Raw genomic sequence first — 14839 nt, forward strand, 5'->3', positions numbered from 1 at the left:
GGGGACGGGGATGGAGATGGAGACGGGGAAGGCGACGGGGATGGGGACGGCGATGGAGATGGAGATGGGGACGGAGATGGAGACGGAGACGGAGACGGAGACGGAGACGACGGGTTCGCCGAGATCCTCGGTACCTGTGGCCTCATCAGCGCCGAGCTCGAGCTGCCGACGCCCTCGTTGTTCAAGGTTCACCTCGACTTCGGTGACGACCCCTACGACCCCGAGGACCTCCCGCTGCTCACGCCGGGCGCCCAGGTGATCCTCACCAGCCGCAACGCGGGCGGCAGCTCGATCATCAGTGAGGCGTTCGCGTACGAGGTGCTGGCCCGCTGCGAGGACGTCGAGCTGCTCGCGACCGAGACCGAGATCGACTACGACCCGCCCGACAGCAAGAAGACCGACATCCTCGTCGAGCTGGACATGCACGAGGTCGGCGTCAGCGTCACGCGGGCTGTCGGGTTTCCGCCCGAGAACCCGTATCCGCCGATGCAGGCCGCGTCGTTGCTGGCGAGCAAGCTCGCGGACATCCAGGTCAGCTCGCAGAACGTCGTGCCCGAGCAGGCGTGGGTCAAGCAGATCCTGGTGGTGATGGCCTACGCCGACATGCACGCCCAGCTGATCGAGGCCGCGTGGAACGACCTCGACGCGGACACCCGGGCCGATACGATCGTGTACGTGGTCGTGACCGACGGCATGGACACGCCTATTTACTTCGAGTGATCGCGACCTGCGCGCGAGCGTCAGTAGACGACGATCTCACCGATGCCGGGGTTGGGATGGGTGCTGGGCACGGTCGCGACGTCGTCCAGGACCACGCGTAGCGAGGTGACGGCTCGCGGGGCAACGCTCAGGACTGTCGTCGACGAACTCGAAGTCGCGCGTGGACTCTACAAGTCTGGCTCGGGCGTCGAGTGTCCACGCGCTTCGACTCCGGCGATCGTCAAGCCGAGCTGCGCGGCCTCGACGGCCGAGAGCTCGAGCTCGTGCAGCCAGGGCGCGAGCTGCTCGTCGGTCCACTGCGCGGCGTCCATGGCCTCGCGCACGGATTGGCGCAGGGTCGAGGCGCAGCCCCGACAACCGCCGCGCAGCTCGACGAGGGCATGAACGATCTCGTAGGCGACGCGCTGCTCGGCGAGGACCTCCACGCCGAGCAGCTCGGCGGCGGCGAGCTGCTGGACCCCGCGCTCGAGCTGGGCCTGGCGCAGGGCGATCTCGGCCAGGCCCACGTGGGCGAGGGCCGCCCGCTTGGGCCGAGGATCGCTGGCCAGCACGGCCTCGTACTCGCGCGTGGCCGCGTCGATCCGGCCGAGGCCCAGCTCGTTGCCCGCGACGTCGAGGCGCAGCGCCAGGACCCGATCGTCGCTGGGTCCGCTCGCGCGCTCGTAGGCCGCGAGGGCCTCGACCGCGTAGGCCTGCGACCTGGCCCGATCCCCACGCAGACCCATGATCCGACTGCGGAGCATGGCGGCGTCGCCTTGCTCTGGGTGGTCGGGCGGCAAGGTTCGCGCGTGGATCCGGGCCACCGCTTCCGCGTGGGCCTCGGCGTCATCGACGGCGCCGACGCGCATGTCGTGGTCGGCGAGCACCAGGTGGGCCCGGGCGAGGTCGAGGGCGAAGCCATCGTGGGCTGCGTTCCAGATCTCGACGGCGCCCATCAGCAGCGGGCGCGCGGCCTCGAATTCGCCGCGATCGTGGAGCACGGCGCCGAGGTTGTAGGCCCGGCGCGCCGTGAGCGGGTGTCGGGGTCCGTAGAGATCCTCGGCGCGACCCAGCGCGGCCTCGCGCAGTTCGATGGCTTGTCGGCCCGAGGCCACAGCAGCGAGAGCGTCGAGCACAGCGGGCCCGAGCGCCTCTGCGCCCTCGCGCTCGAGCAGGGCGCGAAGCTCAGCTTCGGCGGTCTCGTTGGCGCCGGCCTGCGCCGCCGCCTTGGCCCCAGCGAAGGTCAGCCACGCGCGGGTCTGGGCGTCGGGATCGAGCTCGGTCCAGGTCGCCTCGGCGAGCTCGAGCAGCTGCGCGGCGTCCTCGCGGGGCAAGTCCGTCAGTCCATGGAGCGCCAGCTTCGTCCAGGTCTGCGCGAGCAAGCGCCGATGGTTGACCGCGAGCGCCTGTTTGCCCGCCGCATCCAACAGCTCCAGGCCGCGCTTGGGAGAGCCCACGGCGATCTGCGTGTGGCCGAGCTCGGCGACGACCTCGGCGAGCAGCGGGCGGTAGCGGAGCTCACGAGCTTGGCGCTCGAGCGCGACGACGGGCTCGAGGCGCCCGTGGCCGAGCTCGCGCCAGGCCGTGGCCTCAGCGAGCTTCAGGCGCAGGGTCTCGACGGCCTCGCGCTGCGCTTCGGTCGGCGGCAGCGGTCCGTCGAGCAGCGAGGCCGCCGCGCAAGACCGCGGATCGGGCAGCGCCAACGTGGCCTCGATCGCGCGGTCGAGGGTCGCCAGCTCGGGCTCGAGCATGCCCTCGACGAGGATCGAGAACCGTCGGCGCTGGCGCTCGAGGCAGGCCCGGCGGGCGCGGGCCAGGGCTTCGCCGTCGCGCTCGTTCGCCTCGCACTGCTGGGTCCGCGCGTCGGTCCACTTCGTGGCCCATGCGCTCAACAGCGCGCTCACACGCTCGGCGCTGTCGGGTCCGTGACCGGGGCCGAGACCGATGAACGCAGCGTGAAGCTCCGCCTCGTGCGTGGGGCCCCAGGTGCTCGCTAGCTCGGTCTCGACCGCGGCGCAGGGGTGAAGCGGCGTCGGGTTCGACAAGCCAGCGCCCGCCCAGGCCATGAGCCCGAGCAAAGGGAGGACGAGGCTCGCCGCCGCCGCTCGCTGGCGCCGACGTGGGACCCCCTCGAGCGCCTCGAGCAGCTCGTCGAGGGTCCCCCAGCGCGCGTCGGGATCGGCCCGCAGGCCTCGACGGATCAGCGTCCACAGTCGCCGAGGGACGCCTACGTTGCGCGGCGGAGGGATCGCTCTGTCGGCGGCGAGGGCCTCGACGCGGAGCTCGAGCTGTCCACGCGCGAACGGAGACGTGCCCCACAGCGCCTCGTAGAGGGTGACGCAGAAGCTGAACTGATCGCTGCGGGCGTCGACGGCCTCACCGCGCAGCTGCTCGAGGGCCATGTAGCGGATGGTGCCCGCGACCTCTAGCCGCGGCCTCGGGTCGCCGGACGCGAGCGCGAGACCGAAGTCCGCGACGCGTGCCCGCCCGTCGCCACCGATGAGCACGTTGGCGGGCTTGAAGTCGCGGTGGACGACGCCGGCCGAGTGCGCCGCTGCGAGCCCGCGGCCCGCGGCGACGAGCATGGTGAGGATCTCGGCCCAGGCCCGCGGGCGCGTCAGCCAGCGCTCGAGGGTCTGGCCCTCGACGTACTCCATCGCGACGTAGGTCTCCCCTTCGGCCCGGCTGACCTCGTGAACCTGCACGACGTTGGGGTGGGAGAGCTGCGCGAGCGCCCGGGCCTCTCGGCGGAGCCGGTCCTGCTCGGCACCGCCCGCGAGCTCGGCCCGGACCTGCTTGAGCGCGACCTTGCGCTCGAGCTCGGGATCGAACGCGAGGTAGACCTCGCCCATCCCGCCGACGCCGAGCTGACGCTCGATCTCGTAGCGGCCGACGCGGACGACTGGGGCCTCGCCGAACAGCTTGCCGCGGACCGACGCGATCGCCCGGCGCTGCTCGGGATTGGTCGGGGGGAGCAGGCCGCGGCCGTGGATCGGCGTGTCGAGTCCGTTGTGAGACGGCCTCGTCGCACGGCTGAGCTCGGATTCAGATGGCGGACACATGGGGCGTTGGGCAAGGGTAGGTCCAACACGAGTCGGGGGCCACGGCCGCGTGTCCGCGCAGCCGGGCGACGGTGAATTGGCTTGGACACTTTCGAGTCGGCGTCGACTGAAGCTGTGCGGTGCACGTGAATCCCACGCACCAACCGGCAATCATGAAACGCAACAAGCAGACCCATCAACCCAAGAAGCCCCTCACCCTCGCCGATCTCGAGATCGACGAGAAGCTCGCGCGCAACATCGCTGGCGGCGCCGAGGCACACAAGAACAAGACCGAACAAACGCTGTGATCCGTCGCGGACAGTCGGCCTCCACGGTCGGCTGTCCGCGTCGCCTCGACTCGGGTCCGTGCCCATGACCATGACCATGCAGCTCGATACGCCCGCACCCGGGAGCTTGCTGAACATTCCCCTGGTTCGCCACATGCTCGGCGATCCGGCGATCCCCCTGGTCGAGCGCGCCATCGATCGCCGCTGGAGCTACGAGGGGCTCGTGCCCGGATCCGTGGCCGGCTTCAACCCCCTTCGCGCGGAGCTCTACTACGGCGCCCGCTCCCGCCTGGCGAGCTGGCTGGAGGCCCCTGAAGGCGACGCCCGGGCCCTCAACGATCGCGACTTGCTCGTGAACGAGGTGTTGTTCGCCGTCCATGATCACCTCCACGGCTGGGCACGGCTCGCGCTCGACGCCTTCGCCCCCGAGCTCGATTTCGGGGTCGGACGACTCGCGCGGGAGGACCTCGAGCGCTGGACCTTCTGCCTGCTCTTGACGGAGGCCGCGGCGACCGTCGGCCTCGACTACTGGTTTCTGAGTCAGGTCGAGCTCTGCGAGCTCGTGCCGATCGGTACGGCGGTCCGAAACTTGACCACCAGCTACCGCCAGATCCACCGACGCGAGCTGCACCGCTTCGATGCGACCCTCGACCCCAGCGAGCCTGGGTTCTTTGGCCACCTGGCCGAGTTCTACTGCACGGGCGAGTGGCCGGGGCTGAGCGTCGAGGCCCTGCGGACGTCTCCGGTGCTGCGCCGCTGGCTCGAGCACGAGCTCAGCTACGGCGCGACGCAGCGCAGCCACACTCGCGCATGGTTGCTCGCGCTGCTGGGTGAGGTCGCCTACGGAGACGATCTCGCCGCGCCCGTGGCCTGTGATCAGCGCTGGCAGCGACGGCTGATCGCTCAGCTGCAGGAGGCGCTGTGGCACAAGGTCCATGGTCACGAGGCGCGCGCGTGGCCCCGGCGCCACGACCCCGACGCGAGCTGGTCCGCGCCATCGTGCAGCTGGCCCGATTTCCGGTTCTCGAATCTCAACGCCGCGACCGAAGTGCTCGCGCGCGGACACCAGGGCCTCAGCCCGACGAGCCTCCGCTACCTGCTACGCCAGCTCCTGAGCCGCTGCGACTTCGCGGCCGTCGAGCCGGAGCAGCGCCGCTTGATCGCGGGACTGCTCAGCCGGGGCTGTGACGACCTGGCCTTCGACTTGCTCACCCAGCTCGCGCTGCGTGCTGGCCTCGACGTGGTCGCCAGCTCGGAGCCCCGCGATCTGTTCTTCCTCAGCTGATCTTCACAGCGGAGCCTGAAATGCACCCACAGACCTACCCCTGGATGATCCCCGTCCCGCTGCGTCGCTCACGGTACACCGCGCTCGCGCCCGAGCTCGCGTCGGCCAACGTCGAGGTCGACCTGGGCGCGATCGGAGCGTTCGGTGTCGGTGCGCGCGGACCCGTCGATGCCCTGGGGTGGGCGGACCTCCAGCGCTGTCCGAACGCTTCGAGTCGGGGGCGGCTTGGCTCCGGGCGCGCCGTGTACGTTGGCGGGCGCTACCTCAAGGGTGTCGGTCGCACGCCCCTGGCCGGCAACTGGGTGTGGCTCGACGATTGCTATCACCACAGCGGTCACATGTTGGTCTCGGCAGCGGTTCGCGAATTGCTCGTGACCCGCTACCTGGCAGGCGCGGGTGCCGAGCACACCATCGTCCCTTGCGAGGGGATCCTCGTGGCGCCGCTCGACGCTGCGCTCGTCGACTTTGGTGACGTCGCCTTCGCCGACGACGGCGGCGCGGCGATCCTGGTCGCAGCCGATCGCCGCTGCCAGGCCATCTCCAGCAAGCCCGGCGACTTCATGCGCGCGAGCAATCTCGTGTGGCTGCTCGATGACATCGGCTGCGAGGACGCGATGGTCCGCCTGCGCGGCTTCCTGCGCGCCCTCGATCACGGCCTTGGCGGCTCCGGGGACCCCACGCTGACACCGACCGAGCTCGTCGATCGGCTCGAGGCTGGGGTCGCCCGGGGGGCGGAGCACTTCCGCCGCTTCGTCGAGCTTGGCGTGTACTGGGGATCCTTCGCCAACAATTTCACCCTCGACGGGCGCTTCCTCGACCTCGAGGTCTGCACGGTGTTCGAGCGCCCGACGCCCGGCCTGCTGATCAGCCGCGCTGGTCCCACACACGCCGTGCGCCGCTGCGACCTGCGTCAGTTCGTTGGCTTTGGCGTGGTCCACCTGCTCGAGCAACAACGCCGCTTCGCCGAGCATCTGCGCCGGAGGTTGACCGAGCTGCGCCGCGACGCCCGGCCGGCGAGCGCGGCCTTGCGAGGTTATCTGGGCCAGCTCGTCAGCCTGCTCGACGCGCGGCTGTCCGATCCAGGCTCATGGTTCGGCCCTGCGCGCTGGCGGCGGGAGGTGCTCGGCTGCCTCGGGGCCTGCTTGCCCATGTCTCGCGCGCAATCGGTCGAGCTCGCGCGCTTGCTCGATCTGCGCCTCGCCTGGGGGGACGACCCGCTCGCGCCTGCCGGCGAGTTCGTCCGGCAGCCGTTGGCCGTGCCCGCGCCGGAGCCGGCGCTCGAGCCCACGCTGTACTTGCCAGCGGTCCTCGCCCCCCTCGTCGAGGACGACGATCGCTGCGCCGCGTTCGCTCGGGCCAACGCGCGGGCCGTCGAGGCGTGTGAGCCCGCGACGATCCTCGCCCGCCTGCGCGCGGACCAGCCCGAGACAGCCTGGGCCGGCGCGCCCTTCGTGCCCGCGCGAGTCGTGCCATGAGCAAACACGGCGGCCAACGAGAGACTCAGGCCGACGCCGGCTTGATCATCGTGCTTGGTGACGTGGCGCGGGCCGACGCGCTGCGACTGTCGCTCGAGGCGTCGGTTCGCGTCACGCACCACGGCCACGATGTCGGCGCGGCCCTCCGCAGCGACCGTGATCGCGCCCACGCGCCAGCGGCGATCGTGGTGTTCGGGCCGATCGCCGAGCTCTCGACCTTGGTCGAGCACGCGCGGGCGCCGATCCTCTCCCTCGGTGCGGTGCCTCCAGCAGGTCCAGCAGGGTCGGGCGAGACCGACGCTGCGGGCCTGTTCTTCGCCTCCGCCCGCGAGCCCGACCACGCGCGCTTGCGGCAGCTGATCCTCCACGCCCTCGCGACCGCCGAGCGAGCGACGGCGAGCGAGGAGCAGCCACTCGCCGCCGCGGACGCCCAGCGTCTCGCGCGGATCCTCGCGGGGGCGCAGCGCCTCGGCGGACTCCAGCAGCCGTGGACCGTGGCTGCGCACACCGAGGCGCTCGCGATCGAGCTCAGCGGCGCGACCCGGGCCTACTGCCAGTTCTTCGACGAGCACGGCGGCGAGCTGTGGCGCCCGATCGACCCGGAGACCACGACGGTCTCGGCGGTCACGGGGCTCGTGGGCTGCGTGGCTCGGACCGGCGTGGGGCTACGCCTCGCGCGAGCGGACGCCGAACCGGACTTCACCCCCTCCGTCGACGATCCCGACGCACCTGCGTCCTCGGGAGCGCGGGCCGGCGTGAGCCTCCTGATCGAGGCCGTGACCTCGCCGCGCGAACAGGTCCACGCGATCCTGAGCGTCGTGGCCGATGCCGGGCGGCCGCCCTTCGACGAAGCCGACGCCGCGGCCTTGGGGGTGCTCGCCGAGCAGCTCGGAGCCGTGCTCCATCGGGTCGCGCTGCGTGAGCGCGTCGAGGCCAGCTTGCGGGCGCGAGCCGAGCCGAGCGCTCCGATCCGCGAGGAGGCCTGGCGCAGCCACCTGACCCGTGGCGCGAGCGGGGATCTGCTGCGAGTCGGCGCGCGCTGGCCCGGCGCGCTGCTCCTGGTCGTGCTCGCGCTCAGCCTCGCGGCGGCGGTCTTGGCCAGCGTCGCCGAGGTGTCTCGCTACAGCACGGGCCCGGCGGTGGTCCAGGCCAGCGCGCGCAGCGAGCTCACTGCGCTCGCAGGCGGGACCATCCGCGAGGTGCTCGTGGCTCCCGGCGCAGAGGTCCACGCGGGACAGATCGTCGCCGAGCTTCATGGCGAGCGAGAGGCGACGCGCCGGGAGCAACTCGCGGCTCGCTGGGAGGCAGCGCTGCGCCGCTACCTCGCCGAGCCCGACGACCTCGCGACGCGGACCGAGCTGCTCGAGCTGCGCGCGGCGCTGGTGGAGCTCGAGGCCCAGCTCCGAGAGCGTGTGGTCCGGGCCCCCCGTGCTGGACGCCTGGTCGACCTCAGGGTCGAGCCGGGACAGCACGTCGAGGCCGGGGAGGTCATCGCCGCCGTCGTGGACAGCGGCCCCGTCGACGAGCTGGTCGCGTTCTTGCCGGGGACCGACGCGCCCCGGATCGGTCCGGGCGTGGAGCTGCGCTTCGCGGTCGAGGGCTACCCCTTCAATACGGTCGCGGCGCGGGTCGTCACCGTCTCGGACGGTGCCTTGGGTGCGCGCGAGGCCCAGCGTCACCTCGGCCCGGGGGCCGCCGAGCTCGACCTGCGCGGGCCCGTCGTCGTGGTCCGTGCCGAGCTCGAGCAGCCGAACCTCGCGGTCGACGGCGTCGCCCTCCCGCTCCGCGATGGCATGCTGGGTCGGGCCGAGCTGCGCACCCACAGCGAGCCCCTGGCGTTGGCGCTGCTGCCCTGGCTGCGCCGGTTTGACCGCGCCCCCGCCTCGCAGCCGGCCGGCCATCGAGTCGAGTCACTCGCGGCCACGAAGACGGAGACCCCGCGATGAGTTGGTCGCCGCGGCGCCGGATTCCATTCGTCGCGCAGGTCCAAGGCTGCGACTGCGGAGCCGCGTGTCTGACCATGGTCTTGCACATGTACGGCTGCTACGCGTCGCTCACCGAGGTCACGGCGCGGACCGGAGCGGGGCGCGACGGCGCGAGCGCGGCGACGATCCTCGACGCCGCCAGGCGCTACGGCCTCGACGGTCGCGTGGTCGCGCTCGAGCTCGACCAGCTCGAGCTCGTGCCCCGCGGCGCCGTGCTGTTCTGGGACTTCAACCACTTCGTGGTCTACGAGGGCAGCGTCCGCGGGGGGATCCGAGTCGTGGACCCCGGGGATGGGCGTCGGCGGGTCTCGACAGCCAAGCTCCGCCGGTCGTTCACCGGCCTCGCAATCGTGCTCGAGCCGGGCGAGCGCTTCATGCGGGGCGGCCAGCCCCGCCGCCGCAACTGGCGGCGCTACCTCGCGCTGCTCGAGCAGCGCCCGCTCGAGGTCGTCCGGTTGCTGACCGCGACCATGCTCTTGCGCGGCTTCGCCCTGGGTCTGCCCTTGCTGACCGGCGTGATCATCGATCGCGTGGTGCCTCGCGCCGACATCGAGCTGCTCGTGGTGCTCGGCCTCGGACTGGGGATCAGCGTGGGCTTCGACGCCATCGCCAAGTATCTGCGCGAGCGCTTCGTGCTGCAGCTGCGCACCGTGCTCGACGCCGAGATGACCATTGGCTTCATCCAGCACATGGCCAGCCTGCCGTTCAGCTTCTTTCAGAGCCGCTCGGCCGGTGACCTGCTGATGCGCGCCAACAGTCACGCGACGATCCGCGAGGTCCTGACGAGCGACGTCCTGGCCGGCTTGCTCGACGGGCTGTTCGTGACCCTCTACCTGGTGCTGATGGCTGTCGTCAGCCCGACCCTGTGCGCCCTCGTGGTCGGTGCAGCTGCGGCCTTGACCGCGCTGGTGGTCCTGACCCAACGCCGCGCCCGCGATCGCATGGCCGAGGTCCTCGATGAGCAAGCCAGGGCCCAGGGGCTGCTCGCGCAGCTGCTCCACGCGATGGAGACGCTCAAGGCCGCTGGCGCCGAGGCCCGGGCCGTCTCGCGCTGGGCCAACCTCTACGTGGACGAGCTCAACGCCGCGGTCCGCCGCGATCACTTGCAGATCCTGCTGACGACCGCTCGGACGCTGACCCTGCGCATGGCCCCGCTGCTCGTCATGCTCGTCGGCGCCGTCGAGACCATCGAGGGTCGCCTCTCGCTTGGCACGATGATCGCCGTCAACGCCTTGGCCGCGAGCTTCCTGATCCCCGTTGACGATCTGCTCGCAAGCGCCTCGCGCCTGCAGCTCGTCGGTTGCTACGTCGACCGCGTCGAGGACGTGCTCGAGGCCGAGTCCGAGCGCAGCGAGGGTCGTGAGCTCCCGCGCATGCGCGGCCGCGTCGAGCTCGACCGCGTCTCGTTCGCATACTCGGCTCACGGCCCGCGCATCCTCGACGAGGTCTCGCTCGACATCCACCCAGGCTCGAGCGTGGCGATCGTCGGCAGCTCGGGCTCGGGCAAGTCGACGCTGGCCAAGCTGCTCGTGGGTCTCCACCAGCCAGACGACGGCGAGCTTCGCTACGACGGCCATCCGCTGCGCGAGCTGTCCCTGAGCACGATCCGCGCCCAGGTCGCGATGGTCCCGCAAAAACCCGTGCTGATCGGCGGCGACTCGATCCGCAGCAACGTCGCCCTCGGCGCCCCAGGAGTCGGCCACGAGGAGGTCCTCGCCGCCTGTCGCCGCGCCTGCATCCACGCCGACGTCAGCGCCATGCCGATGGGCTACGAGACGATGCTCGATGACGATGGGGGCTCGGTCTCCGGCGGCCAGGCTCAGCGCCTCGCCCTCGCCCGTGCGCTCGTTTGCGGGCCGGCCGTGCTCGTGCTCGACGAGGCGACCTCGGCGCTCGACACCCAGACCGAGCGCGTGGTCATGGCCGAGCTCGAGCGCCTGGCGTGCACGCGGATCATCGTCGCGCATCGCCTCAGCACGGTCGTCGCCTGTGATCAGATCGTCGTGCTCGAGGGAGGCCGCGTCATCGAGCAGGGGACGCACTCACAGCTGCTCGCCAGCGCTGGCGCCTACGCTCGGCTCGTCGCGGCTCAGGTGGAGGCCCAGTCGTCATGAAGCACCGGGGAAGGGGACGGGGACGCGGGCGCGCGCGCCTGCTCACGGCCGCGCTCGCCCTTGCCAGCGCCTGCGAGGTCGACGGTCCCGTCGCGGGCGTCCCCGCGGCCTCGGTGGCCGTGGGCCCGCCGCCGCAGCAGACGTCCGTGGCTGTCGTGCCCTGGACTGGGATCGTGCGACGCCCGAGCTTGGAGCTCGTGGCCCCCGATCACGGCGAGATCGCGGCGGTCCACATCGGGCTCGGCTCGGTCGTCGCTGTCGGCGAGCTGCTCGTCGAGCTCGAACAGCCTCAGCTCGAGACCGAGCTCGAGCAAGCTCGCAGTCGTCTGCGCCAAGCCAGCGCCGAGCTCGAGGCCGCCCGGCGCGACGAGGGTCTCCATCGACGAGTACTTCGCGCAGATGAGCAGGCCAAGGCCGTGCTGCCCGCACGCGAGCTGTGGGCCGCCGAGCAACGCGCAAGCGATGCCACCAGTCGGCGCTCGATCGCCGCCGCGCAAGCCCACGCGGTCGCGGTCGAGATCGAGAGCCTGGAGCGACGACTGGCCGCGGGTCGCCTTCGCGCTCCCTTCTCTGCTCGGGTTGCTGCCGTCGGGGCCAGCGTGGGGCAGCACGTCGACGCGGGCGCGCCGCTCGTGCGTCTGATCGAAGAGCGGCCGCCCGAGGTGCGCTTCGCCGTGCCCCAAGCCGAGCTCGACCACCTCGGGGGCGTCGGCGCGACCGTCGAGGTGCGTCCGTCTGCAAACGCCGACGCGCAGTGGTCGGCGAGGGTCGAGCGCGTCGCTCCCGAGGTCGACCCCGTCTCCCAGCTGGTGATCGTCGAAGCCACGCTGCTGGATGGCAGCGCGCAGCTCTCGTCCGGACAAGCTTGCGTCGTGGCCCCAGGCATACCTGGCTGAGCGTCGAGCCCTCGAGCGCGCGGCGGATCAGCTGCAGCTTCCAACCGGCTTGATCACTGCGGCGTTGCTCGTGGGGGGCAGGTGCGGGATCTGTTCTTCGACGTAGGGGTAGCCCCACACCGTCTTCGCCGAGGGGCGAACCGCGATCGGATCGATCCAATAGGGCTGGTCGACGCTCAGGGTCACCACGTGCAAGCCCGCGCTGGGCAGCAGCGAGTCGTGGAGCTTGACGAACTCGCCGTCTGCGTCGGTCGTCCAGATATCGACGACATAGCGATCGCCGTAGAAGCCGATCAGCAGCTCCGCGGGGGTGCTCGATGTCTCGTTGGTCGCAAGCCGGGGATAATCGAGGTCGAACTTGATCAACCAGTCCCAGCTGTCGAGGGGGGCGCGGAGGTTCTGAGACCACACTCGCCCGGTATCGGTGATGTAGATCTCGTGGACGGGTCCGACCTCGGTGCAGGATCCGGCCGACGGCGACGCGTGTTTGGCCCACACCGGCTGCGCCGCGCCGAGGGCGAGGGCGAGGACGGTGGCGGTGGTGATGGTGAGCGTTTGGAACAGGTGCATGGTTGGCCTCTGCTGTGATGTCGGACATCGCTCGAGACTGTCCACGGCGGCAGACAAATTTTTCCCGTGCGTCGGCGGGCGCTCCCTTCGACGAACGTGCGCAAGACACGCAGCGGTGCTGCGGTCTCACACCGCAGCGCCGAGATGGTGATCCTGGTCCTCGACAAGTCGCCCGACACACCCAAGTGTCTTCGCGACCCGATCCGATCAGGTCAGATCAGGTCAAATCAGATCAGATCAGATCAGATCAGATCAGATCACGAACCTGCGCCGCCCAGGCCTCGAGCCCGCCAAGGGTGCTGTCGCGCTCCTCTGGCGAGGCCGCGAACGCCACGATCGCCTGCTCGAGCAGCTGTCGCGCCTTGCTCAGGCGGCTGCGCATGGCCGAGTGGGAGATGCCAAACACGGCGGCGATCTCGTTGGCCTTGAGCCCCTCCCAGTAGTGCAGCTCGAGCGCGATCTGATGCTCGATGGGGATCCGGCGCAAGCCCTCGAGCAGGAGCCGCTGCTCGCGTTTTTTGGCGAGCACCGTCGAGGGCCCGGGCGCGACCGCGGCGACCGACTCGAGCTCGGCGTCGAAGGCTCGACCCTTGGTCAGTGAGCGGAGCTGATCGATCAGCTTGAAGCGGGCGATGCTCAGCACGAAGGCGCGCACGCTCGTGCCCTCGCGGATCTTGTCGCGGCCCTCGACCAGCGCGAGGAAGGTCTGCTGCATGAGCTCCTCGGCCTGGTCGGGGACCTTGGTTCGGAACATGCGATAGACCGTGGCGCTGTGGCGGTCGTAGAGTTCGGCGCCCGCTTCGGTGTCACCTTCGCGCCAGCGCGCGAGCAGCTCCGCGTCGCGCTGCCAGTCCTCGTCCCGAGTCACGCTCGCCATCATAGTTCACGTGCGGGCCTCCCGGAGCGTCGATCAGGTTGTGTACGTTGTCATTGCTGGGCTGGAGAGGCGCCGATGGCCTTGGAGTGGGGCCAAGGCGTAGCGACACGCTTCCCTTTCGCCGCCGAGAGCGAGACTCTCGCACCACCATGTGGTCCCCTTTGCACGGATTCTCTCGGGATCCGGTCGACGCCAGTCGGGTACCCGCGGCTCAGCTCGACAGCGAAGACCCGCGGGCTGCGATCGAGGCCATCACCGCCTTCGCGCGCCGCGGTGACTTCGAGGCCGTGCCCCGGCTCGCGCAGATTCTCGCCGCGCACGACGACAACTTCGTCTGGTACGCCGGCACGACCCTGCTGGGCCTCCTCGCGCCCTGGGAGATGCTCCAGACCTGGTCGAAGCGCTTCGACGATCCAAGCGATCGAGATGCGCGCTTCCACGTCTCGGACGCGCTGCACCTGAGCTGCGGAGCGTGGGCCGTGGAGCCGTTGATCGCCATGGTTCGCGCCACCTCGCACTGGGAGCAAGACACCCCGCTGTACCACCTCGGCCGCGCGCTCAGCGGACTGCTCGATCGTCCTGGCGAGAACACGGTGGACGACGACCTCGAGCACACGGTCGTCGTGCGTGAAGACGAGTGGGACCAGCCCACCGAGTCCCTGGACCTTCACATGCAGGACGTCTCCCCGGACCGTCACGCCTACGCGGTTCGAAATCCTGCGTGGGACCGTCACGTGCAGACACGCGCCGAGCAGCTCCGACGCGACTTCCCCGACGTCGCGGTGCGTCGGGGCGGACCCGTGGACCTCGGGGCGATGGCGCGTCGTCTCCTCGCTCAGACCAAGTACGGTCGGCTCTCGTCTGGCGAGCGCATCCTCTTCGAGGCCTTCACCGGGATCGACTGCAGCGGCTTCTACGGCGGCGAGAACCGACTCCTACGACCTCAGGTGGTCCAGGAGGTCATCGGCGCCTTCCTCAATTCGGACGCCCCGGGCCGCTTTCGACCGGGGGTGCGCTACTTCTTTGGGCACGAAGTCCCGACGTAGCGTGCACACCTCGCTCAGCCGTCGCGGGCGTCGACTGGGAGCGCGGCGACGAGGCGGGCCCAGGCCTCATCGCTGACGTCGAGGGGCTAGATGAGGGCGAGCGTCTGCAGGCTGGGGAGGTGCGCGCGGGCGTCGAGGAGGGCCTCGACGCCGCGATCGCTGATCGTTGTGCCCGTGAGCTCGATCCGCTCGATGGTCGCGGCACAGGGCGCGGTGGCGAGGCCTTTGCAGATCAGATCCCCGAGATCGATCTCCTCGAGGAAGCCGCGGCGCATCGCCCCCTCGCCTCGGGCGAGACCGAGAGGGGCGAGCCAGCGTCGCTCCAGCGCGTCCGCGACTTGCTCCGAGGGGGCTTCGCACTGCCGGCGGATCATGGCGGAGCGCGCAGGATCGTGCTCCTCGCCCCACGCCGCGTAGGCGAGTCGAGGACCATCGTCGTCGGGCGCCACGCAGATCGCCGCCAGGAGCTCCTCACGGTTGGGCACCGCCGGATCCTCGCGGACAGGGACGAACGCGTCGAGGGTCGAGTGAGTCAGGCGCTGCCGACCGATTCGCCGGTCATCA

At 70.8% G+C, this 14839-nt stretch carries 11 protein-coding genes and 1 pseudogene; 8 read left to right on the forward strand and 4 right to left on the reverse strand.

The annotated features are described in order from the left end of the window. A pseudogene (locus tag ENSA7_RS43365) lies at positions 1-720 on the forward strand (hypothetical protein); the annotation flags it as partial. Positions 721-887: 167 nt separating this feature from the next. On the opposite strand, the gene ENSA7_RS08380 reads toward ENSA7_RS43365, so the two are convergent. Then, positions 888-3761 (reverse strand): serine/threonine-protein kinase, encoded by a 2874-nt coding sequence (locus ENSA7_RS08380; protein WP_106088695.1) that lies wholly within the window; start codon positions 3759-3761, stop codon positions 888-890. A gap of 152 nt (positions 3762-3913) precedes the next feature. Between ENSA7_RS08380 and ENSA7_RS45725 the strand changes: the two genes are divergently transcribed. From ENSA7_RS45725 to ENSA7_RS08405, 6 genes are all read left to right on the forward strand, one after another. Then, positions 3914-4048 (forward strand): hypothetical protein, encoded by a 135-nt coding sequence (locus ENSA7_RS45725; protein WP_280523986.1) that lies wholly within the window; start codon positions 3914-3916, stop codon positions 4046-4048. Between the two features lie 76 nt (positions 4049-4124). After that, positions 4125-5312 carry a hypothetical protein gene (locus tag ENSA7_RS46325; RefSeq protein WP_244923754.1) on the forward strand — a complete coding sequence of 396 codons (1188 nt, stop codon included), beginning with the start codon at positions 4125-4127 and terminating at the stop codon, positions 5310-5312. Positions 5313-5332: 20 nt separating this feature from the next. Continuing rightward, complete coding sequence (locus ENSA7_RS08390) at positions 5333-6787, forward strand: hypothetical protein (RefSeq protein ID WP_106088697.1); 1455 nt, start codon at positions 5333-5335, stop codon at positions 6785-6787. After that, positions 6784-8733 carry an HlyD family efflux transporter periplasmic adaptor subunit gene (locus ENSA7_RS08395; RefSeq protein WP_106088698.1) on the forward strand — a complete coding sequence of 650 codons (1950 nt, stop codon included), beginning with the start codon at positions 6784-6786 and terminating at the stop codon, positions 8731-8733. The genes ENSA7_RS08390 and ENSA7_RS08395 overlap by 4 nt, the downstream gene beginning before the upstream one ends. Beyond that, positions 8730-10886 carry a peptidase domain-containing ABC transporter gene (locus tag ENSA7_RS08400; protein ID WP_106088699.1) on the forward strand — a complete coding sequence of 719 codons (2157 nt, stop codon included), beginning with the start codon at positions 8730-8732 and terminating at the stop codon, positions 10884-10886. Before ENSA7_RS08395 ends, ENSA7_RS08400 begins: the two co-directional genes overlap by 4 nt. Next, positions 10883-11782: an efflux RND transporter periplasmic adaptor subunit gene (locus ENSA7_RS08405; RefSeq protein WP_106088700.1), complete on the forward strand. Its 900-nt coding sequence runs from the start codon at positions 10883-10885 to the stop codon at positions 11780-11782. Before ENSA7_RS08400 ends, ENSA7_RS08405 begins: the two co-directional genes overlap by 4 nt. A 27-nt stretch (positions 11783-11809) precedes the next feature. Here the strand turns inward: ENSA7_RS08405 and ENSA7_RS43370 are convergent, their stop codons facing one another. Beyond that, positions 11810-12352 (reverse strand): hypothetical protein, encoded by a 543-nt coding sequence (locus tag ENSA7_RS43370; RefSeq protein ID WP_181233461.1) that lies wholly within the window; start codon positions 12350-12352, stop codon positions 11810-11812. Positions 12353-12599: 247 nt separating this feature from the next. Beyond that, the gene (locus ENSA7_RS08420) at positions 12600-13220 is read right to left on the reverse strand and encodes an RNA polymerase sigma factor (protein WP_244923755.1); all 621 of its coding nucleotides are present in this window, start codon (positions 13218-13220) and stop codon (positions 12600-12602) included. 158 nt (positions 13221-13378) lie between these two features. On the opposite strand from ENSA7_RS08420, the gene ENSA7_RS08425 reads away from it, so the two are divergent. Continuing rightward, positions 13379-14275, forward strand: coding sequence for a HEAT repeat domain-containing protein (locus ENSA7_RS08425; protein WP_146157470.1), 897 nt, complete (start codon positions 13379-13381; stop codon positions 14273-14275). Between the two features lie 86 nt (positions 14276-14361). On the opposite strand, the gene ENSA7_RS08430 is transcribed toward ENSA7_RS08425, so the two are convergent. Further along, complete coding sequence (locus tag ENSA7_RS08430) at positions 14362-14760, reverse strand: TIGR02996 domain-containing protein (RefSeq protein ID WP_181233463.1); 399 nt, start codon at positions 14758-14760, stop codon at positions 14362-14364. Positions 14761-14839 lie beyond the last annotated feature (79 nt).

Source organism: Enhygromyxa salina, assembly GCF_002994635.1.
Taxonomy (GTDB): domain Bacteria; phylum Myxococcota_A; class Polyangia; order Nannocystales; family Nannocystaceae; genus Plesiocystis; species Plesiocystis salina_B.